Source organism: Pseudonocardia sp. NPDC049635 (assembly GCF_040659795.1).
Taxonomy (GTDB): Bacteria; Actinomycetota; Actinomycetes; order Mycobacteriales; family Pseudonocardiaceae; genus Pseudonocardia.
Genome location: NZ_JBFAON010000006.1, coordinates 67,716 through 87,263, shown reverse-complemented (window position 1 = coordinate 87,263; position 19,548 = coordinate 67,716). Strand labels below are relative to the sequence as shown.

Genomic DNA, 19,548 nt, shown 5'->3' with positions numbered 1-19,548 from the left:
TCAGGCCAGCAGACCGCGCCTGCGGGCGACCGACACGGCCTCGGTCCGGTTGCGGGCACCGAGCTTGCCGTAGATGTTCTTCAGGTACCACTTCACCGTGTTCACGGTGACCGACAGCGACCGGGCCACCTGCTGGTTGGTCCGGCCGGTGTCGATCATTCGCAGGATCTCCAGCTCACGGCCCGTGAGGTCCACCGGCGTGTCGGTCGCGGTGACGGCACGTTCCCCGAGCAGGGCCTCCACCTGCTCGGGGAGCGGTGCCCTGCCGACCGGCCAGCTCCCCGCCCGGGCTCGCGCGGCGAGCCGCTGCGCCACCGCCCGGACGGCCGGGCCGCCGTCCCGCACGAGCTGGGGCACCCCCTCGGTGAGGACGCGGTCCAGCACGCCTGCGAGCGTCCGTTCGGCGGCCATCCGCAGGGCGGCCCGTTCCTGCACGCCGGCCAGCTGGACCGACAGCACGGTCGCCGACCGGACGCAGCCGCGTGCGGTGTCGGACCCGACCAGGTTCTCCAGCAGTGCGGCAGCGGCGTCGTGGTCGCCCTCCGCGGACAGGACCGCGGCCAGCGAGGAGGTGCGGAGCCGGTCGACCGCCTCGGCGATCCCGCCGTGCCGGCACGACCCGTCGGGCAGCTCCTGGGCGACCCTGCGGGCGTCGCGGACCTTGCCCGCGTCGAGCAGCTGCGCGATGCGTTCCGCACCGATCGCCGCCCGCAACCGGACCAGGCCGAGTCGCTCGGCGACCTGTGCGCCCTCGGCGAGCAGTTCGGCGGCCTCCGCGCGGGCGCCGTGGCGGGCCCTGATCCGGGCCCGCAGGGCGTAGCCGGCGGCCATGAACTCGACGACGCCGCTCTCCGCACCCAGCTCGCCGCTCTCCTCCAGGAGACGCTCCGCCTCGTCGATCCGGCCGCGCATGTAGTGCAGCTCGCCGAGCAGCGCCGCGGCCAGCCGGGCCGCGTGCGAGCGGCGCCCGGCCGAGCGGCGGGCCAGCTCCACGGCGTCGGTGAGCTGCTCCTCGGCGGCGTCGACGTCGAGCTGGGCCAGTGCGGCGATACCGGCGAAGCACCGCCCGTAGACGGCTGCGAACGGCCCGGTGGTGCGGTCGTGGAAGGGGCGCGCCCAGCGCTGGCGCTCGCGGGCGTCGCCGTGCCGGGTCGCGTGCATGTCGCAGAAGGTCTGGATGTTCGCCCCGACGGCCACCACCCAGGGCCGGTGTTCCCACGGCCGGTCCAGGCTGCGCCGGACCAGCTCCTCCGCCCGGTCGGTGCGGTCGTTGTAGATGTCGATGCAGGCCTGCACGACATCGGACTCGATCTCCATGGGGGCGTCGCCACTGGGCAGCGCCGTACGCAGCAGGTCCAACGCGGCCTGCGCCGCGGCGGTGCGCTGGAGCAGGCAGTTCGCCCAGGCCACGGCCATCAGCAGCCGGGGCCGGTCGTCGGCGGCCGTCGGCGGGAGCCGGTTCATCAGGCCGAGCAGGCTGACCATCCGGCTGTGCTCGACCAACGACATGGCGTGCTGCTCGACCAGGTCGGTGGCCCGCCCGACCTCACCCGCGGCGAGCGCATGACTGACCGCCTCCGGCGCGAGCCCCGCCCGGGCGAACCAGTCGCTCGCCCGCAGGTGCAGCACGGCGACCCGGTCCGGGTGGTCACGTCGCAGCCGTCGTCGCAGGTGGTCGGCGAACAGGTGGTGGTAGCGGAACCACTCGCGCTCGTCGTCGAGCGGGCGCAGGAACAGGTTGCGGATCTCCAGCTCCTCCAGCACCGCCTGTCCGTCGCCGCGGCCGGTCAGCTCACCGGCGAGTTCACCGCAGAGCCGGTCGCACACCGACGTCACCAGCAGCGCCTCGAGGACCTCCGGCGGCAGGGCGTCGAGCACGTTCTCGGTCAGGTACTCCCCCACCGAGTGGTGCCGGCCGGAGAAGCCGCGGATCAGCGCCTCGGGGTCCGCACAGTCGCGCAGCGACAACGAGACCAGCTGCAACGCGGCGACCCAACCGTCGGTGCCCGCCGAGAGCCGGGCGACGTCGTCACGGTCGAGCGCGAGCCCGTTCAGCTCGACCAGGAACTCGCGGGCCTCGGCCAGGTCGAAGCGCAGCGCATCCGCGTCGATCTCGACGAGCTGGCCGCGCACCCGCAATCGGGACATCGGCAGCTGCGGGCGACGCCGGCTGGTCAGGACGACCGAGAGGTTCGGTGGCGCGAAGTCCAGCAGGTGCACCAGCGCATGGTGCACCGCGGCGTCGTCGATCAGGTGCCAGTCGTCGAAGGTCAGGACGACCGGTGCGGCGGTGCCGCCGAGCAGATCCAGCAGGGTGGACAGCACGTAGCGCTGGGTGTCCTCGGCGTTCTGCTCGATGAGCTCGGCGAGATCGCGCAGGGGCTCGTCGGATCCGGGCAGCACCCTGCGCAGCGCACCGAGCAGGTGCGACAGGAACCAGTGCGGGGCGTTGTCGTCGTCGTGCAGCCCCAGCCAGGCGACCAGTGCACCGCTCGCCTCGAGCTCGCGCAGGCGCTGCACGGCCAGCGTCGTCTTGCCGTAACCGGCCGGGGCGTGGATGACCACCAGCCGGGCGGACCCGTCGGTCCGCAACCGTTCCAGCAACCGCTCGCGGGCGATCACGTTGTGCACGTGGGTCGGCGCGCGGAACCGTGTGGAGACGGTGCGGGGAACCGTGCGACCTGCCGGCTCCAGAGCCGTCATCGGCCCCACCTCCGTGTGAGGGTCACCCGGCGTCCCGGCCAGAGCACAGATGGTACGCAGTCGGCGCCGCCGCGACCCACCCCTTCGGGCGGGTGCACCGGGTCAGGAACACTTCGGCAGGTGACGACGTGGACGGCCGACGAGTGTGCCGAGCAGTGGGGCGTCCAGGTGGGGACCTGGAACTCCTACGTGAGCCGTGGCCAGGCTCCGCCGCCGCTACCCGACCCCGACGACGCCGGGCGGCGGCTCTGGGACGCCGCAGCCGTCCGGGCCTTCCCCCGTCCGGGCGTCGGACACCGACGCTCGTCGGAGGCCGCGGACGCGCTGCTGGCCGAGATGAGCGAGGTCGGGGCACGGATGGCGGAGCTGCGCGAGCGCCAGCGCGAACTGCTGCGAGCCGGACGCGACGCGGGCTGCGAGATCCGCGCGATGGCCGAGGCGCTCGGGATCTCCCGGCAGACCGCCTACGCCTGGTTGAAGGACTGACGACCGTCGCCGGCGCTTCCCCGGATCGGGATCATCAGGATCGACGAAATCCTGACAGGGTCCTCCCAATTCGGCGCACCATGGACGCACCGGGCGACGAGGGGTTCGTCCGGTACGACCGGGGGCGACGATGGACATCGCGACGATCCTTCTCCTGTTGCTCGGGGGTGCCGGAGGCTTCTTCGTCGGCCGGTGGAGCGCGGAGACACGTCGGGCGCACTTCGACCGCAGAGCGGTGTGGAACAACCGCAAGCGATACCGGGACGGCTGAGCGCCGACCGGTGTCAGTAGCCGATCGCCGAGGTGTAGTCGGCCGCGCCGAAGCCGACCGCCGCCGCGACGATCGCGAGGGTGATCAGCGCGAACGGCCAGGAGATCCGGCGTTCGACGATGCGCAGCACGGTCATCGCGAGCCCCGCGATCCCGGCTGCCGCCGCGACCACCAGTGATCCGACCACCGACACCATGATCCGCGAGGAGCTGCAGGTCTGCGGCGGGCAGTAGTCCAGGAAGGCGAGCAGGAAGACGCCGCCGAACACGCCGAGCGCGACCAGCATCCCGGTCAGCGCCAACGCGATCCCGGACAACGCGACGTCCCACCTGATCACGGGAGGACGGTCCGCGCCGGCCCGCGGGGACCCTGCCGACAGCATGTGTCAACGGTACTCGTATCGCCCGGAGCGGGACAGATCGGACACCGAGCCGGGCGACCCGCCAGCCCGGCATCACCCTCCGCGCACCGGCCGCGCCGGCCGCGCTCCGCGACCGGCACGGCCGGTGCCGGATCAGGACCGGTCAGCGGTCGCCTGCCGGCGGCCGATCACCGGGACGGCGCCGCCACGGGACACCACCAGCCGGTCCACCGAGAACCGGCCCGGACCGGTGGCGGCGAGCGCGAGGGCCAGCGCGGCGATCACACCGACCAGCTCCCAGCCACCGTCGGACACGAAGACGGCGGCCCCGAGGTGCGCGAACAGGAAGGCGCCGGCCATGGCAACCACGGTCGCCAGCGCGGCCACCGTGGTGGCGGCGCCGACGAGCAGCAGGATCCCGCCGAGCGTCTCGACGGTCATCACGAACAGCGCGGACAGGGTCGGGAGCGGGACCCCCATCCCGCTGAAGCCGTCGGCGACGCCACCGACACCCCGGCCGAGCTTCTGGACGCCGTGCGCGACGAGCACGACACCGAGCAGGAGACGGGAGAGCAACAGGGCGATGTCGGACGCAGGCGCGGGGAGCGGGCGCATGTGGCGAACCTCTCGATGGTTGAACATTCACTGACCCGTTCGACGGTACCGACATCCGCCGTTCGGGTGTCGCCGTGCGGAGTGACGTTCGTCCGGCCCGCTCCGGCGGTCCGGACTTGCCCCGGCGCCCCCGGTCGGATGATCTGTGCCGGTGAGCCATTCGACGCTGTCCCACCTGGAGTGTTCCCGCGAGGGGACCCGGCACGACGCCGATGTCGTCCAGGGCACCTCGCCGGTGGGTGGGCCGCTGCCCGCTACGACCTCGACCGTGCGCGGTCGCTGGTGGGCCCGGCCGAGATCGCCGGCCGCCCGCCCGACCTGTGGCGCTACCACGAGCTCCTTCCGGTACGTGACCCCCGCCATGTGGTGACGATGGGTGAGGGCATGACCCCGCTCCTGCCGCTCCCCCGTGCCGGGGCGCGACTCGGACTTCCCCGGCTGCTGATGAAGGACGAGGGGCTGATCCCGACCGGGGCCTTCAAGGCCCGCGGCGCCGCGGTCGGCGTCTCCCGGGCGGCCGAGCTCGGCGTGCGCGCCGTGGCGATGCCGACCAACGGCAACGCCGGTGCCGCCTGGGCCTGCTACGCGGCCCGGGCCGGGCTCGGCGCGCTGATCGCGATGCCGGTCGACGCCCCGGAGATCACCCGGCGCGAGGTCGTCGTCTCCGGTGCGGAGCTGTACCTGGTGGACGGCCACATCGGGGACGCCGGACGGCTGGTCGCCGACGCCGTCGTCCGACGCGAGGGCTACCAGGACACCTCGACGTTGCGCGAGCCGTACCGGATCGAGGGCAAGAAGACGATGGGCTACGAAATCGTCGAGCAGCTCGGCTGGCGCGCCCCGGACGTCATCCTGTACCCGACCGGCGGCGGTGTCGGGATCATCGCGATCCACAAGGCGCTGCAGGAGATGCGCGAGCTGGGCTGGCTGACCGGGCCGATGCCCCGGCTGGTGGCGGTGCAGGCCGCCGGGTGCGCCCCGATCGTCGAGGCGTTCGACGCCGGCCTGCGCACCTCCCGGGCCCCCGCGGATCCGCGTACGGTCGCCTTCGGCATCACCGTGCCGAAGGCACTCGGCGACTTCCTGGTACTGGACGCGGTCGACGCCACCGGCGGCACGGCCGTCGCGGTCACCGACGACGAGCTGCTGGCCGCCCAGCACGCATTGGCCCGCGACGAGGGCACCTGGATCTGCCCGGAGGGCGCGGCATGCGTCGCCGCGGCGGGCCGGCTGCGCGAGTCGGGCCTGCTCGACGGTCACGAGGAGGTCGTCGTCCTCAACACCGGCAGCGGACTGATCTACCCGGGCACCGTCACCGTCGACGTACCGGTGCTCGCGAAGGACGGGGCCGTCCCCTGATCGACGGGCCCGGACCGGGGTGCCCGGGCCCGCCGGGCATCGGGCACCCTGTACCCGTGGCACTGCTCCGACCCGCGGCCGAGCCGCCGCCCGCGCCGTTGTCGCGGTACTGGAAGGCCTATGTGACCGACTGCACCGAGCAGGTCACCCGCTTCCACCGCATCACCGCCGTGGTGGGCGCGTCGCAGGTGCGGACCTGGCTCGGCGAGATCGGCAAGCGGCTCGACTCCGAGCTCGAGGCGGTGCACCGGCTCGCCGCCGTCGGCGACTCGATCGAACCGGCCCGCTTCCGGATCACCGAGCCGCCCGCGAAGCGCATCGCGAACCGGCTCGGCAAGGCGAAGGCGTCACTGAAGCAGTCGGTCGACCAGGCCGCCGAGATCGCCGAGCAGGCGGTGCTCGACCCCACCCACGACGACGTCCGGGTGCACCTGAACGTGCTCAACGAGCAGGTCGGCCGGCTGGCGATCGCAGCACCGCTGGCCGAGGAGCCGGAGCCGGGGCCCCGCCGCCGCCGGTGGCGCCGCCCCGGCTCCTGACGGTCGCCGGACCGCGGTCAGAAGGGCCGGTCCCCCGCGATCGCGACCCGCTCGGCCACCCGCCGGTGCGGGTGGTAGTCGCCGACCGCGTAGTGCTGGGTGGCCCGGTTGTCCCAGAACGCGAGCGTGCCCTCGCTCCAGCGGTACCGGACCTGGTACTCGGGCACGTGGGCCTGGGCGAACAGGTGGCGCAGCAGCGCGTCGGACTCCGCCACCGGCAGGCCGACGATCCGGGTGGTGAACGACGCGTTCACGTTCAGCGTGCGCCGCCCGGTCTCCGGGTGGTTCCGCACCACCGGGTGGGTGACCGGCGGGAACCGGTCCTGCAGCCGCTGGAGCTTCACCGGGTCCAGGAAGCGGGCGAAACCGGGCACCATGTCGTGCACCGCGGCGGCGTCGTCGATCACGACCCGCACCTCGGCGGACAGGTTGTCGTAGGCGGCGGCCATGTCGGCCCAGAGGGTGTCACCACCGAACGGCGGAGCCTGCACCATCCGCAGCACCGCGCCCATCGCGGGCGCCTCCCGGAACGTCGTGTCGGCGTGCCAGATGTTCTCGAACGTCCGGGCCCCGGTGCCGAACCGGACCACATCGGCCGTGTCGCCCGCGTCGAGCATCGGGTTGGTCTCCAGCTCACCCCACAGCAGGCCGAAGTCGCGTTGCTGGGTGCTGCTCAGGTCCTGACCGGGGAAGAACAGCACCTTCCACTCCAGCAACGCGCGATGCAGCTCGGAGCGCAGTTTCCCGTGCGGGACGGTGCGCAGGTCGATCCCGGTGATCTCGGCACCAAGGGTGCGGCCGAGCGGGGTGAGGACGAACAGCTCGTACGGGTGGTCCGGGCCGTCGCCGGGCAGCCGGCACAGCCGCCGCTCACCCTCCAGGAGGTCGACGGCGGGGGTGGACCGGGGCCGGCTGACCGGCGTGTCGAGCTGAATCGTCACGCCCCGATGTTGCGTCCGGGTATCCCGTGCCGACAACCGGGCGTCCACGGACCGGAGAGATGTCCGGTCACCCCGGGCTGACGGGCGCCGGAGCGGGCCCGGCCGCCTCGAAACCGTCGGACCCGGCAGGCAGGATGGAGCCATGACGACCACCGAGCCCGCCCCGGGAACCCGACGCTCCGGTCTCGACCTCACCTGGGTCGACCCGCAGGTGCGCCCGCAGGACGATCTGTTCGCCCACGTCAACGGCCGGTGGCTGGCGACCCACGAGATCCCCGAGGACCGCGCCCAGGACGGTGCCTTCCGGGTGTTGCGCGACCGTGCCGAGGCACAGGTGCGGGCGATCGTCGAGGAGTGCGCGGCGGGGTCCGCCGAGCCGGGCACCGACGCCCGCCGGATCGGTGACCTCTACACCTCGTTCATGGACACCGAGCGGGTCGAGCAGCTCGGGGTCGAGCCGCTGCGCCCGCTGCTCGACGAGATCTACGCCGCCACCGGGAAGGCCGAGCTGGCCGCGGTGCTGGGCCGCCGACAGCGCGAGGGCCGCGCTGCCCTGTTCGGCGAGTTCATCGCCACCGACCTGAAGGACTCGTCCCGCTACCTGGTCAACCTCAACCAGTCCGGTCTGGGCCTGCCGGACGAGGCGTACTACCGCGAGGAGGGTTCCGCCGAGATCCGTGCCGCCTACGTCGAGCACCTGCAGCGCCTCGCCGAGCTGGTCGGTCTCGCCGAGCCGGCCCGGGTCGCCGAGCAGGTGATGGAGCTGGAGACGGCGCTGGCCGCCGCGAGCTGGGACAACGTCACCAACCGGGACGCCGAGAAGACCTACACCCTGCTCACCCGCGAGCAACTCCGCGAGACCGGGCCCGGCTTCGACTGGGCCGAGTGGGAGTCTGCGCTCGGTGTCCCGGCGCACTCCTACGACGAGGTGATCGTCCGGCAGCCCGGCTTCGTCACCGAGGCGGGCGCGCTGTGGGCGGACCGGCCGCTGGAGCAGTGGCAGGCCTGGCTCGCGCTGCACGTGACCTCCGCCTGCGCCGACCATCTGTCCTCCGACCTCGTCGAGGAGGACTTCGCGTTCTACGGGCGCACCCTGTCCGGCACCCCGGAGCTGCGGGAACGCTGGAAGCGGGGCGTGTCGCTGGTGGAGGGCGCGCTCGGTGAGGCGGTCGCCCAGATCTACGTGCAGCGGCACTTCCCGCCGAAGGCGAAGGAGCGCATCGAGGAGCTCGTGGCCAATGTCGTGGAGGCCTACCGGCAGTCGATCACGACGCTGGACTGGATGAGCCCGGAGACCCGTGAGCGGGCGCTGGACAAGCTCGGCAAGTTCACCCCGAAGGTCGGCTACCCGAAGAAGTGGAAGGACTACTCGGCCCTCCACATCGACCCGACCGACCTGTTCGGCAACGCCGGCCGGGCGGCGGAGTGGCGGCACGACCACGAGTACTCGAAACTCGGCGGGCCGGTGGACCGCCAGGAATGGCTGATGACCCCTCAGACGGTCAACGCCTACTACCACCCGCGGCTCAACGAGATCGTGTTCCCGGCCGCGATCCTGCAGCCCCCGTTCTTCGACGCCGACGCCGACGACGCCGCCAACTACGGGGGCATCGGCGCGGTCATCGGGCACGAGATCGGCCACGGGTTCGACGACCAGGGCTCCCGCTACGACGGCGAGGGCAACCTCACCGACTGGTGGGAGGCCGCGGACCGGGAGGAGTTCGAGTCCCGCGCGCAGATGCTGATCGACCAGTACTCGGCGCTGTCCCCGAGGGGACTGCCGGACCACAAGGTCAACGGGGCGCTCACCGTCGGCGAGAACATCGGCGACCTCGGCGGGCTGACGATCGCGCTGAAGGCCTACGCGATCGCCAACGAGGGCACCGAGCCCCCGGTGATCGACGGGCTGACCGGCGAGCAGCGGGTGCTGTTCGGCTGGGCCCAGGTGTGGCGGGCGGTCACCCGTGACGCCGAGGCGATCCGCCGGCTGGCGACCGACCCGCACTCGCCGCCGGATCTGCGCTGCAACGCGGTCGTGACGAACCTGGACACCTTCCACGAGGCGTTCGGCGTCACCGAGGACGACGCCCTGTTCACCGACCCGGGCCGGCGCGTCCGGATCTGGTGACAGCACCCTCCTGGCCGCGGGAGCTCATCCCGCGGTCAGGAGGTCCACGTCGTAGGCGGTCAGCCGGAGGTCGGCCGTGACCAGGGTCAGCCTCTCGACCCGGGCCTGGGCGACGAGCATCCGGTCGAAGGGGTCGCGGTGGTGCAGAGGGAGCACGCCGACCTCCGCCGCATGGGTCCCCAGGATCGGGAGCTCGTCGAAACCCTCGACCTCGAACTGGTCACGCAGGTCGCCGTCGATGACGAGCTTGCCGATCGACTGCTTGACCGCCAGTTCCCACAGCGTGGCGACGGACACGACGGCGTCGTTGCCGCCGTCCGCGATCGCCTCCGTGGCAGCGGTTCCCAGCCGTTCGTCACCCGCCAGCCACCAGAGGACGACGTGCGAGTCCAGGAGCAGTCGCACTATCGGATTCCCTGATCGTCGGCCACTGCCTCCTCGCCGAGCATCAGCTCGGCGATCTCGTCGTCGCCCTCGTTGATACCTCCGGCCATTCGGATCCTTCCGCGCAGGGCACCCGGAACCCGAGCCGCCCGTCGCCGCTGAGCCGGCACGAGGCGCGCGACCGGGCGGCCGTTCCTGGCGATGACGATCTCCTCACCCGATTCGACACGCTCGATCAACCGGGACAGGTTCGTCTTCGCGTCGTAGATGTTCACCTGGTCCGACACCCTTCCAGCGTAATCACCCTGACCAGGTCTGACCAGGTCCAGGTATCTGACGGCCCGCGCTCAGGCTTCGTCCGACGACGGCGACGGCGCGTGGTAGCTGTGCCCGGTCGGCGTGGTGGTGCGCACCCCGTCGGGGGTCCGGTGGACCTGCCACCCGGGTTGCTCGCGCACGTGGTTGTGGAACTCGCAGGTGCCGCGCCCGTTGTCGAGCGTGGTGCGGCCATCGTCGGCGACGCGCCGGATGTGGTCGATGTGCCGGATCGGTGCGTCGCAGTACGGCTCGGCGCAGCGGTTGCCATCCCGGGCGCGGACCAGCTCGGCGAGCAGACCGGTGAAGGCGCGGCGCCGTGAGTCGCCGCCGATGACGGTGCCCGCCCGGGTGAGCAACTGCCGCACGGTCTTCCGGCCGGTGGCGGTGGCGAGCAACTCGACCGGGACCGGGCCGTGGCCGGGAATCTCGGCGGGAAGCGGCGACGCGGTATCGAGCAGGGCCTCGACGGGTACCACGACCTGCACGTCGACATCGATGTCGGTCGCCTTCGACCGGCCGGTGAGACGCTCGACGAGCGTGTCCGCCAGCACCTGCCCCCGGCTCCACGTCAGCGGCGCCGGATCGACAGAGGCCTGCACGAACGCCTTCTGCAGAGAGGCCAGGCAGGCGACTCCCTGCTCGACGGGGAGGTACCCGGTCAAGTAGACCATGGCGTCCGGTGCCGGGCGCAGCGTGACGCGGCGCTCCGCGCGGGCGGCGTCGACCCGGGCCCGGAACTTCTCCGGCGCGATCTCCGCGGCGAGCCTGCGGACGAGATCCCGCAGCCGCCCGATGCCGAGCCTGGTCAGGTCGTGCTGCGCGAGCCGGGCGTCGACCCACGCACGCTCGGCGGGATCGAGATCGGAGCACGCGGCCACGACCGCGCCGACCTTGGTGGCGCTCAGCCGCCCCGAAGTGAATGCCTCCCGGACGTGGTCGAGCCCCTCCCTCATGTCGCGGGCCGCCCGTATCCGCGCCCGCGCGTCGGCCGGCGACGTGTGGCAGGCCAGCGCGACCTGCGCGACCGCGCCGCGCTCGAGGCGCTCCGGGTCGGTCCGCCCGGCGGCGATGGCGTTGCCGACGTGTTCGCGGGCGAACGCGTGGATCCGGGACGCCTGCAGCGCGGCGACGCAGTTCTGCAGGGAGTCGATCTGCTGGATCTGGTCGATCAGCTCCGCCTCGGTGCAGCCCGACGGCTCGGCGGCACGGGCGGCCTGCTCGATCACGAGCTGGATGAGGGCGAGATCGATCCGTGGGAACCCGGGCTCGTCAACACCCGGGGTGCCGGTCGGGAGTGGAGGGTCGTGGACCGCGGTCATGGGATCGAGACTACTCGAACATACGTTCGCAGTCGAGTCCGCGTTCGCAATCGCAAAGCCCTGACCTGCGGCGATGCAGCGCCTCGCTCGCCTCGTTCCCCCCGCTCGGCGAGCCGGGCGAGCAGCGCCTCGTACAGCGCCCGCCCGGTGCCCCGTCCGCGGGCGTCCGGGGCCAGGTAGACACTGACCTCGCAGGTCCAGCGGTAGGCCGCACGGCCCCTGAACGGCGCACCGTAGGCGTAGCCGGCGACCCGGCAGTCGTCGCCGGTGACGACCAGCCAGGCGTGCCGCTGCTGGGCCTCGGCGATCCGCTCGGCCATCTCCACCGGTCCGGGCGGCTCGGTCTCGAAGCTGATCGCGGTGTCCCGGACGTACGGTGCGTAGACCGCCGCGCAGGAGTCGGCGTCGGCAGCGGTGGCGTCCCGGATCCTCACCCGCCCATCCAACCGGAACCGGGCTGCCCACGGCCGGAGCCATGGGTGAGGATCTGACGGTGACGCCGCCCTCCCCGGTCCGTACCGGACTGCTCTCGGTGGTGCTGGGACTGTTGTTCGGCCTGGCCGGCCTGTCCACCTCCGGGGTCACCGTCGCCCTGCCGCAACTGGCCGCGGACCTGGACGTCAGCACGGCGGTCTCGACCTGGATGGTCACCGGCTACACGGTCGCGCTGGCCGTCGCGACGCCGGTGCACGGGCGTCTCGCCGATGCCGTCGGCATCCGCGGCCCGCTCTGCGCCGGCGTCGCACTGCTGGGGTTCGGAGCACTCGCCGCGGCGCTGGCACCGAACTTCGGGTCGCTCATGGCGGCGCGGGTGGTGCAGGGTCTCGGATCGGCAGCGGTACCGGTCCTCGCGACGGCGCTGCTCAGCGCCCGGCTGCCGGCGGAACGACGCGCCCGGGCGCTGGGCAGGCTGGCCGGCACCTCGGCGCTGCTGGCCACGCTCGGTCCACTGGTCGGTGGTGCGCTGACCGTCGCCGGGGGCTGGCGGGCGGCCGTCGCGCTGCCCGTCGTCGCCCTGCTGGCCGTGCCGTACCTGTGGCGGCGCTCGGTCGTCCGTGGTGACGGGATCCGGCCGGACGTGGTCGGCGCCGCGATCGTGGCGGTCGCGGTGACCGGGTTGGTGCTGCTCGTCCAGTCCCCGAGCGCGGGGGCCACCACCGCGGTCGTCGGTGCGGTGCTGCTCGCGCTCGGCGTCCCGGCCACCGCTGGCTGGGTGCGGCGCCGTCCCGACGGCTTCCTCCCCCGCGCGGTGATCCGCAACTCCGATGTGGTGCGCAGCTCGCTGTGCGCCGCGCTCATCCCGGTCGCCTGGTTCGCGTTGCTGCTGGGCATCCCGCTGGAGCTGGCCGAACGCGGCTGGACGCCGCTGAGCACCGGTCTGGTCCTGGTCCCGTCGGCACTCGTGGCGCTCGCCTGTCCGTCCCTGTCGGCCATCCTGCAGGCACGGGTCGGGGCCCGGCGCACGCTGGCCGCTGCCTGCGCGACGACCACGGTCGGCCTGCTCGCTGCCGCCGGCGGCGTCACCTGGCACCTGCCGTGGTTGCTCGCAGTCGCGCCGATGCTGGTGACGCTGGCGTTCGGCACCGGCCAACCCGCGATGATGGCCGCGGTCGGTGTCGCCGTCCCCGACGAGCGGCGCAGCGGCGCGATCGGCGTCGCGACGCTGTGCTTCCTGACCGGCGCCGGGATCGGCGCCGCGACGATCGGGGGCATCGCCCCGGTCCTCGGGTTGCCGGCGGCGTTCGGGTTGCTCGCCGCGGTGGCACTCGCCGTCAGCGCCGTCGCCGGCTACGCGCGTTCCACCTGAACCTTCGTGTCGGAGAAGGTCGGTGCGTGACCGAGGTCGGCGAACCCGGTCGGGTTGATCGCGTTCACCGTCGCCTGGCCCTTGGTCTGCGCCCGCCAGGCCCCCATGCTCGCCATCACCACCCCGCGGGTGACGTCGGCGGTGACGACCGCCCTGACCAGGATCCCACCGCGGTCGTTGAAGATCCGGAGCAGGTCACCGTCGGCCACCTGACGGTCGGCGGCGTCGTCGGGGTGCAGCCAGCCCGACGGCTCGCCCTGCGCGCGCTGCTGGGCGGGCAGGTTCGCGTAGCTGGAGTTGATGTAGGCGTGCGACTTGGGCGAGATCAGCGATAGCGGGTGCACGCCGTCGGTGCCGACGGGCGGGACGTAGCGGGGCAGCGGATCGACGACGCCGCCCGGCTGGAACTCGTTCGATCCCTGCCGGAACAGCGGGAGCACGAAGTCCCCGCCCGCCGCGGCCCCGGACAGGAACTCGTGCCGTCCCGACGGTGTCGGGAAACCGCCCTCGGCGTGCGGGGCGTACTCGTCCGGGCCGGGCAGGTTCAGCCGTGCCCACCCGGTCTCGGCGAGCGAGGCCGGGGTGATGCCCGCCAGCGCCGGTGCCGACCAGTCGTAGGCGGCGGCGATGAGCTCGTCGTCGGTCATCCGGAAGCAGTCGTCGTCGTACCCCATCGCGGCGGCCAGCCGCCGGAACAGCTCGACGTTGCTGATCGCGTCGCCGACCGGTGGGATCGACGGCCGGTTCAACCCGATGTAGAAGTGCCCCCAGGAGAACATGACGTCGGTCTGTTCCAGCTGGGTGGCGGCGGGCAGCACGATGTCGGCGTAGAGCGCGGTGTCGGTGAGGAACTGCTCGGAGACGACGGTGAACAGGTCGTCGCGGGCCAGCCCGGCGAGCACCTTCTCCTGGTCGGGGCAGACGACGACCGGGTTCGAGTTGTAGACCATCAGCGCCTTCACCGGCGGCCCGTCGATCTCCCCGGCCAGCGCCCGCCCGAGGTGGAACTGGTTGACGACCCGGGTCCCCTCGGGGCGGAGCTCGGGCCGCGACAGCGCGTCCCAGTTCACCGGGAACGCCCACAGCGGCAGCGCGAGCAGCCCGCCGCCCGGCTTGCGCCACGCCCCGACCAGGCCGGGCAGGCAGGAGATCGCCCGGACGGTGGAGCCACCACCGGGATGACGTTCGATCGCCACCCCGATCCGGATCATCGACGGCTGCCCGGCCGCGTACTCGCGCGCCAGGGTCCGGATGTCCTCTGCCGGGATCCCGGTCTCCGCCTCGGCCCACTCCGGGGTGCAGTCGCGGGCCCGCTCGGCGAGCTCGTCGATGCCGAGGGTGTGCTGCTCCACGTAGTCGCGGTCGGTCAGCCCCTCGGTGACGATCACGTGGATCAGCGCCATCGCGAGCGCGCCGTCGGTTCCGGGGCGGATCGCGATGTGCCAGTCGGCGCGGGCAGCGGTGCGGTGCTTGACCGGGTCGATCACCACGACCTTCGCCCCGTTGCGCTGCGCCTGCGCCACGAACGGCCACAGGTGCAGGTTCGTCGACACCATGTTGCAGGCCCAGATGACGATGTAGCGGGAGTGCACGAGGCTCTCCGGGTCGACGCCCGCGGTGGGTCCGACGCTCATCACGTACGCGGTGGACGCCCCGGAGTCACAGTAGGTGCGCTCACTGACAGTGGCCCCCATCCGGTTGAAGAACGGGTCGCCGACGTTGAGCCCGTTCAGCGTGCCCTGGGTGCCGAGGTAGCTGACCGGCATCACGGCCTCGGGTCCGTGCTCGTCGATCACCTGCTTCCAGGTGCCGGTGACGGTGTCGAGGGCGTCGGCCCAGGTGATCAGCTCGAACCGGCCGGAGCCCTTCGGCCCGGTGCGCCGCAGCGGCGTGGTGACCCGGTCCGGGCTGTACACCCGGTCGACGTAGTTGTTGACCTTCACGCAGAGTCCGCCCCGGGTGAAGGGGTGCTCCTTGTCGCCGCGGACGGCGATCGCCCGGCCGTTCTCGACGGTGACCGTCATCGCACAGCCGTCCGGGCAGTCGTGCGGGCAGATCGCACGGCGGGTGCCGGATCCGTTCAGGTCGATCAGCGGGAGCTCGGGGGTGGTGGTCATCGCGGGACTCCTCCGGTGGTGGTGCGACCAGCATCGGGCCCGGTGGCGACGCGCGTTTCGCGCAGCGTGCCGGTTTGTTGCCACTGGGCGACAGGCATTGACCCTGCGGTGTCCTGGCGGTGGACTCGGCCCGACGGTCGAGCGATGCGGAGGTGGCCCGTGGTCCTGTCCCCCGGTGCGGCACCGGTCGCGTCCCGGACCCGGCGCTGTGACGAGTGGCGGGAGGCGCTGCGGCACGATTTCGTCGCGCTGGACGTGGCTCCCGACCGGCGGCGCGGCGGTGCGTTCACCGGTGCGGTCCACAGCGCGACGCTGGCCCACCTGCAGGTCTCCCGGGTCTCGTCGGTGGCACAGACCTGTCGGCGGACCCGGCAGCTGGCCGGCCGCGAGGACCGGAGGTTCCTGCAGGTCGGAATGCTGTCCCGGGGGACGGCGGTGCTCGAGCAGGACGGGCGACGTGCCCTGCTCCATCCGGGCCACCTCGCCCTCTACGAGACGGAGCGGCCGTTCACCTGGACCCTCGGCGGGAGCTGGGAGCTGCTGGTCTTCACCTGGCCGCGCGACGCGATCGACCTCACCGCCGCCGAGTCGGCGAGTGCCACTGCACGGAGGTTCGACGCCGGGGCGGGCCTGGGGCCCGTGGTCGCCGGGGTGTTGCACGGGCTCGCCTGCGGGCTGCCGTCGCTGAGTGCGCCGGGCGCCGTGCGGGTCGCCGACGAGGTCGGTGGGTTGGTCGGAACCCTGGCCGGCGAGCTGGTGCCGCCCACCCCCGGCGGACGGGCACACGCCGATCTGCGTGAGCGGGTCGAACGCTACCTGGACGAGCATCTCGCCGATCCCGAGCTGGGGCCCGCCTCGGTCGCCGCCGCGCATTTCGTCTCCACCCGGCAGCTGCACCGCCTGTTCGCCGGATCCGGCGAGTCGGTGACCCGGCGGATCCGGCGGGCCCGCCTGGACCGGGCCCGCCGCGAGCTCGCCGACCCGCGGCTCGCCGACACGCCCGTCGGGGAGATCGCCCGGCGGAACGGCTTCACCGAGCCGGCCGGCTTCAGCCGGGCGTTCCGGGCGGCCTTCGGGGTCGCCCCGAGCGCCTACCGTCCGCGACCCTGAGCGGTGTCGCGGTAGACAAGCCTGCGCAGACCCGCCTCGGCGGGGCCGGGTTTCCCGCGCCGCTCCAGCAGGACCGCGTACGCCAGGGTGACCAGCCAGACCCCGGTCGCGAACAACGCCATCGTCGCGCTGCCGAGCACCGCACCCCAGCCCAGCCCCCAGGCCGCCAGCAGCGGTGCACACAGCACCGACTGACCCAGGTAGCTGGTCAGCGAACGCTTCCCGACCGCACTGATCGCGAACCCGACCGGCCCGGGAGCCCGGCCGGCGAGCCGGTCCCCGATCAGCCCGAACAGCGCGACGTAGCCGATGCCGCAGGCCAGCCCGGTGACCAGCTGTGTCGCGGCGAACACCCACATGATCTGGTCGAAACCGCCGAGCACCCCGACGTGCGCCAGCGCGTGCGGGAGCCCGCCGAGCCAGCCGATCGCGATCCCACCGACCGCGGTGATCCGCAACAGCCGACGGTGCTCACCCGGCTGTTCCAGGATCCGGCGCCGAGCCGCCCAGAAACCGAGCAGGATCGCCACCGGCACGGCGAGCCCCAGCAGCCCCTGTACCAGCACGATGAACGGCCACAGGAGCATCCGCGCTCCCATCGCGCCGAGCACGCTCTCCGACGACGCGGAGCCGGTCACGAAGTCCGGGATCCCTCCGGCGGCCTGTGCCGGCATCCCGCTCGCCACCGTGGCCCAGGCACCGATCGCCGACATCACCGCGAGCAGCAACAGCACGCCGGTCCCGATCCCGGCCCACACCAGCAGCGTCCGGTCCGCGCGCCGGACGAACAGCCACACCAGCACCAGTCCGCACAGGCCGTAGGCACCGAGCACGTCGCCGCCCCACAGCAGCAGTGCGTGCACGAACCCGAACACCAGCAGCCACAGGTTGCGCCGCTGCAGCAGCCGGAACGCCTCGCGCTCCGGTACCCCGTTCTCGCCCTGCCGCCGGTAGATCACCGCGAGGCCGTAGCCGAACAGGAACGCGAACATCGGGTACACCCGCATGTCGACGCCCGTGATCAGCACGGCCTGCACGATCCGGTCGGCGACGGAGCCGTCCACCGGATGGAAACCTGCCGCGGAGTGCTCCCGCCCGTACAGGTAGAAGGGCGTGTTGGCCAGCGCGATCAGCAGCAGCATGAAGCCCCGGGCCAGGTCCGGCGCCGGAGCCCGCCCGGTGAGCCCGACCGGGCCGGTCAGGCGTGGGCGTCCCCCCTCGAGCGTCATGTCCCTCCCCCTCGTCGATTCCCCTGTCCGCCAGACCGGGACGGCCCGGGGCCGTCAACCCGGAAAAGGGAGGTGTCGCGCGTGCACTACGGCACATCCCGCACCACCTTCCGGACCGCGGCGGTGAAGCGCGGACGCAGCTCCGGAACCGGCTCCGGATCCGTGTCTCCGGAGGTGAGCTCGTCGGCGTAGACCCGGAAGCAGCCCTGGATGCCACGCAGGAGGCCGTCGACCAGGAACGGCCCCGGCTCCGCCGGATCGAGAACGGTCCGCAGCATCCGATGCTCGGGCCCGTCCCCGGCCACCGTGTCCGGGCACACGACGAACAGCCCGCGGGCCGCCAGCACCGCCTCCTGCAGCAGGTCCCGGACGAGTTCGGTGTCGTCCAGCGGTTCCCCGCGGCCGTACTCCGGTTTCAGGACGTGCCGGGCGACCAGCAGGTCCTCGTGGTCGATCGCCTCGGCGAGCGCGACGACGTCGGCGACGGGATGCCCGACGACCGTCGACACGTGTGCCGCCGCGGCGCGCAGCCAGCGCAGGGCGGCGATCGCCGCCGCGGTCGGCTCGACCGCGCTCAGCAGGGCCCGCGCCTCCAGCGGATCGTCGTGCAGCAGGCGATGCGCGAGAGCCAGCTGCTCGGCCGGCACACCGATCCGGACATGGGTGACGGCCTGGGCGGCCCGTCCGGTGAGTCGCCCGAGATCGGCGTCGATGACGGCGCCGATCTCGGCCCTGACCTCCCGGGCCACCGCGTCCGCGAAGGCCCGCCCCGGTGCCGCCGACACGATGCGCCCCAGGGCCTGGGTGATCCGCTCACGGTCGTCCTCCGGGCTCTCGGGCGGGCCGGTCACTGGGAACGTCGGAATGCGGACCGCCTCGACCAGCCGGAACGCCCGGATCTCGGTGACCTCGCCCTCGACGTAGGCCGACCAGAGCAGCTCGGAGAGCCGGGTGAGCAGGCCGGCGGTGCGGCGTGCGTGCACGGCGGGCCAGTCGCGGGGGACGCGGGCGACCCGGGCCGCGACGGTGCCGTCACCGGTCGGCCAGGTCGCGACGATCACGGACGCCGCCGGGTCGTGCGCGTAGACGGTCATCACGGGCCGTTCTCGGTGGGAGTCATACGGCTTGGACGGCGCCGGGCGGCGGCCGGTTCCGGTGGGATTCCGGTCGGGCACCGGGAGCCGCGGACATCGGACTCCGCACCACGCGGCAGGATCGCTCACCGACGGGCCGATCGTGGCCTGGGCAGTGCCGCCGAGGCGATCACCGCGGACCAGGGTCCACCACGGCAGGCCGAGGAGCTGCGCGGGCCGGTCCAGATCGTCCTGATCACGTCGTCCGGCGGCCGAGCCCGTTCCTCAGGACACCCGTCGGCAGCTCGACTCCGCCCGGTCGCGCCGACTCACCGAACCGACGCTCTCAGCCGATCGCGCCGAGGAGCTGGTGGCCGACGTCCAGATCTACGCCGCCGTCTCCGGCCACCCGCTGGGGTCGCCGGTCCGCGCGCTCTTCCCGGACGAGCCAGCCGCTGTCGCCGGGATCGGTTCGGTGCTCCTGCTCCCGGAGGTGCTCGCCAAGCCCCTGCGCGAGCGGCGTTCCGACGAGGTCGCCGCGCTGACGGGGCTGCTCAGCAGGCTCCGTCTACACCCGATGGACCCGGTGACGGCCGAGGTCGCCACCTCGCTCGCGGCCGCTTACCGGTTGCGAGCGGCCGAAGCGACGCACCTGGCCACGGCCGTGGTCGCCGGGTCGGACCGGTTCGTCGTCAGCGATCGGAAGGCCTTCGGGCCGGGCATCTCGGAGGTCGACGTCGTGCACCCGGAGCAGCTCCCCGGCTGACGGCTCGCTCAGAGCGTGCCGA

18 protein-coding genes are annotated in these 19,548 nt (G+C 72.9%); 7 read left to right on the top strand and 11 right to left on the bottom strand.

The annotated features are described in order from the left end of the window. Positions 1-2,703 carry a LuxR C-terminal-related transcriptional regulator gene (locus AB0J24_RS10010; RefSeq protein WP_358678328.1) on the bottom strand — a complete coding sequence of 901 codons (2,703 nt, stop codon included), beginning with the start codon at positions 2,701-2,703 and terminating at the stop codon, positions 1-3. A 120-nt stretch (positions 2,704-2,823) separates the two neighbouring features. On the opposite strand from AB0J24_RS10010, the gene AB0J24_RS10005 reads away from it, so the two are divergent. Continuing rightward, positions 2,824-3,189: a hypothetical protein gene (locus AB0J24_RS10005; protein ID WP_358678325.1), complete on the top strand. Its 366-nt coding sequence runs from the start codon at positions 2,824-2,826 to the stop codon at positions 3,187-3,189. 284 nt (positions 3,190-3,473) lie between these two features. On the opposite strand, the gene AB0J24_RS10000 is transcribed toward AB0J24_RS10005, so the two are convergent. Continuing rightward, on the bottom strand, positions 3,474-3,797 hold the full coding sequence (locus AB0J24_RS10000) for a hypothetical protein (protein WP_358678322.1): 324 nt from the start codon (positions 3,795-3,797) through the stop codon (positions 3,474-3,476). A 177-nt stretch (positions 3,798-3,974) separates the two neighbouring features. After that, entirely contained in the window at positions 3,975-4,436 is a 462-nt protein-coding gene (locus AB0J24_RS09995) for a DoxX family protein (protein WP_358678319.1), read from the bottom strand. Positions 4,437-4,451: 15 nt separating this feature from the next. Between AB0J24_RS09995 and AB0J24_RS09990 the strand changes: the two genes are divergently transcribed. Further along, the gene (locus AB0J24_RS09990; RefSeq protein WP_358678316.1) at positions 4,452-5,795 is read left to right on the top strand and encodes a threonine synthase; all 1,344 of its coding nucleotides are present in this window, start codon (positions 4,452-4,454) and stop codon (positions 5,793-5,795) included. A gap of 56 nt (positions 5,796-5,851) precedes the next feature. Further along, the gene (locus AB0J24_RS09985; RefSeq protein WP_358678314.1) at positions 5,852-6,334 is read left to right on the top strand and encodes a hypothetical protein; all 483 of its coding nucleotides are present in this window, start codon (positions 5,852-5,854) and stop codon (positions 6,332-6,334) included. 17 nt (positions 6,335-6,351) lie between these two features. Here the strand turns inward: AB0J24_RS09985 and AB0J24_RS09980 are convergent, their stop codons facing one another. Beyond that, positions 6,352-7,275, bottom strand: coding sequence for a TauD/TfdA family dioxygenase (locus AB0J24_RS09980; protein ID WP_358678311.1), 924 nt, complete (start codon positions 7,273-7,275; stop codon positions 6,352-6,354). Between the two features lie 142 nt (positions 7,276-7,417). On the opposite strand from AB0J24_RS09980, the gene AB0J24_RS09975 reads away from it, so the two are divergent. Further along, positions 7,418-9,403 carry a M13-type metalloendopeptidase gene (locus AB0J24_RS09975; RefSeq protein ID WP_358678308.1) on the top strand — a complete coding sequence of 662 codons (1,986 nt, stop codon included), beginning with the start codon at positions 7,418-7,420 and terminating at the stop codon, positions 9,401-9,403. A 24-nt stretch (positions 9,404-9,427) separates the two neighbouring features. Here the strand turns inward: AB0J24_RS09975 and AB0J24_RS09970 are convergent, their stop codons facing one another. Genes AB0J24_RS09970 through AB0J24_RS09955 form a run of 4 tightly spaced genes read right to left on the bottom strand, consistent with a single transcriptional unit; the run spans position 9,428 to position 11,858 of the window. Next, positions 9,428-9,808, bottom strand: coding sequence for a type II toxin-antitoxin system VapC family toxin (locus AB0J24_RS09970; RefSeq protein WP_358678305.1), 381 nt, complete (start codon positions 9,806-9,808; stop codon positions 9,428-9,430). After that, positions 9,808-10,074: a type II toxin-antitoxin system Phd/YefM family antitoxin gene (locus tag AB0J24_RS09965; RefSeq protein WP_358678303.1), complete on the bottom strand. Its 267-nt coding sequence runs from the start codon at positions 10,072-10,074 to the stop codon at positions 9,808-9,810. The genes AB0J24_RS09970 and AB0J24_RS09965 overlap by 1 nt, the downstream gene beginning before the upstream one ends. Before the next feature lie 60 nt (positions 10,075-10,134). Beyond that, positions 10,135-11,424 carry a DUF222 domain-containing protein gene (locus AB0J24_RS09960; RefSeq protein ID WP_358678300.1) on the bottom strand — a complete coding sequence of 430 codons (1,290 nt, stop codon included), beginning with the start codon at positions 11,422-11,424 and terminating at the stop codon, positions 10,135-10,137. Further along, on the bottom strand, positions 11,421-11,858 hold the full coding sequence (locus AB0J24_RS09955; RefSeq protein WP_358678297.1) for an N-acetyltransferase family protein: 438 nt from the start codon (positions 11,856-11,858) through the stop codon (positions 11,421-11,423). Before AB0J24_RS09955 ends, AB0J24_RS09960 begins: the two co-directional genes overlap by 4 nt. A 59-nt stretch (positions 11,859-11,917) precedes the next feature. On the opposite strand from AB0J24_RS09955, the gene AB0J24_RS09950 reads away from it, so the two are divergent. After that, positions 11,918-13,231, top strand: a complete 1,314-nt coding sequence (locus tag AB0J24_RS09950; RefSeq protein ID WP_358678294.1) for an MFS transporter — start codon at positions 11,918-11,920, stop codon at positions 13,229-13,231. Here the strand turns inward: AB0J24_RS09950 and AB0J24_RS09945 are convergent. Then, positions 13,213-15,348 carry a molybdopterin-dependent oxidoreductase gene (locus tag AB0J24_RS09945; RefSeq protein ID WP_358678291.1) on the bottom strand — a complete coding sequence of 712 codons (2,136 nt, stop codon included), beginning with the start codon at positions 15,346-15,348 and terminating at the stop codon, positions 13,213-13,215. The genes AB0J24_RS09950 and AB0J24_RS09945 overlap by 19 nt on opposite strands. A gap of 144 nt (positions 15,349-15,492) precedes the next feature. Between AB0J24_RS09945 and AB0J24_RS09940 the strand changes: the two genes are divergently transcribed. Continuing rightward, positions 15,493-16,458, top strand: coding sequence for a helix-turn-helix domain-containing protein (locus tag AB0J24_RS09940; protein WP_358678289.1), 966 nt, complete (start codon positions 15,493-15,495; stop codon positions 16,456-16,458). Here AB0J24_RS09940 and AB0J24_RS09935 read toward each other — a convergent pair. Then, entirely contained in the window at positions 16,440-17,687 is a 1,248-nt protein-coding gene (locus AB0J24_RS09935) for a DUF418 domain-containing protein (RefSeq protein WP_358678286.1), read from the bottom strand. The genes AB0J24_RS09940 and AB0J24_RS09935 overlap by 19 nt on opposite strands. Positions 17,688-17,773: 86 nt before the next feature. Next, on the bottom strand, positions 17,774-18,781 hold the full coding sequence (locus AB0J24_RS09930; RefSeq protein ID WP_358678283.1) for a hypothetical protein: 1,008 nt from the start codon (positions 18,779-18,781) through the stop codon (positions 17,774-17,776). Positions 18,782-19,130: 349 nt separating this feature from the next. Here AB0J24_RS09930 and AB0J24_RS09925 point away from each other — a divergent pair, with 349 nt between their 5' ends. After that, positions 19,131-19,526: a PIN domain-containing protein gene (locus AB0J24_RS09925; protein WP_358678280.1), complete on the top strand. Its 396-nt coding sequence runs from the start codon at positions 19,131-19,133 to the stop codon at positions 19,524-19,526. Positions 19,527-19,548: the final 22 nt, after the last annotated feature.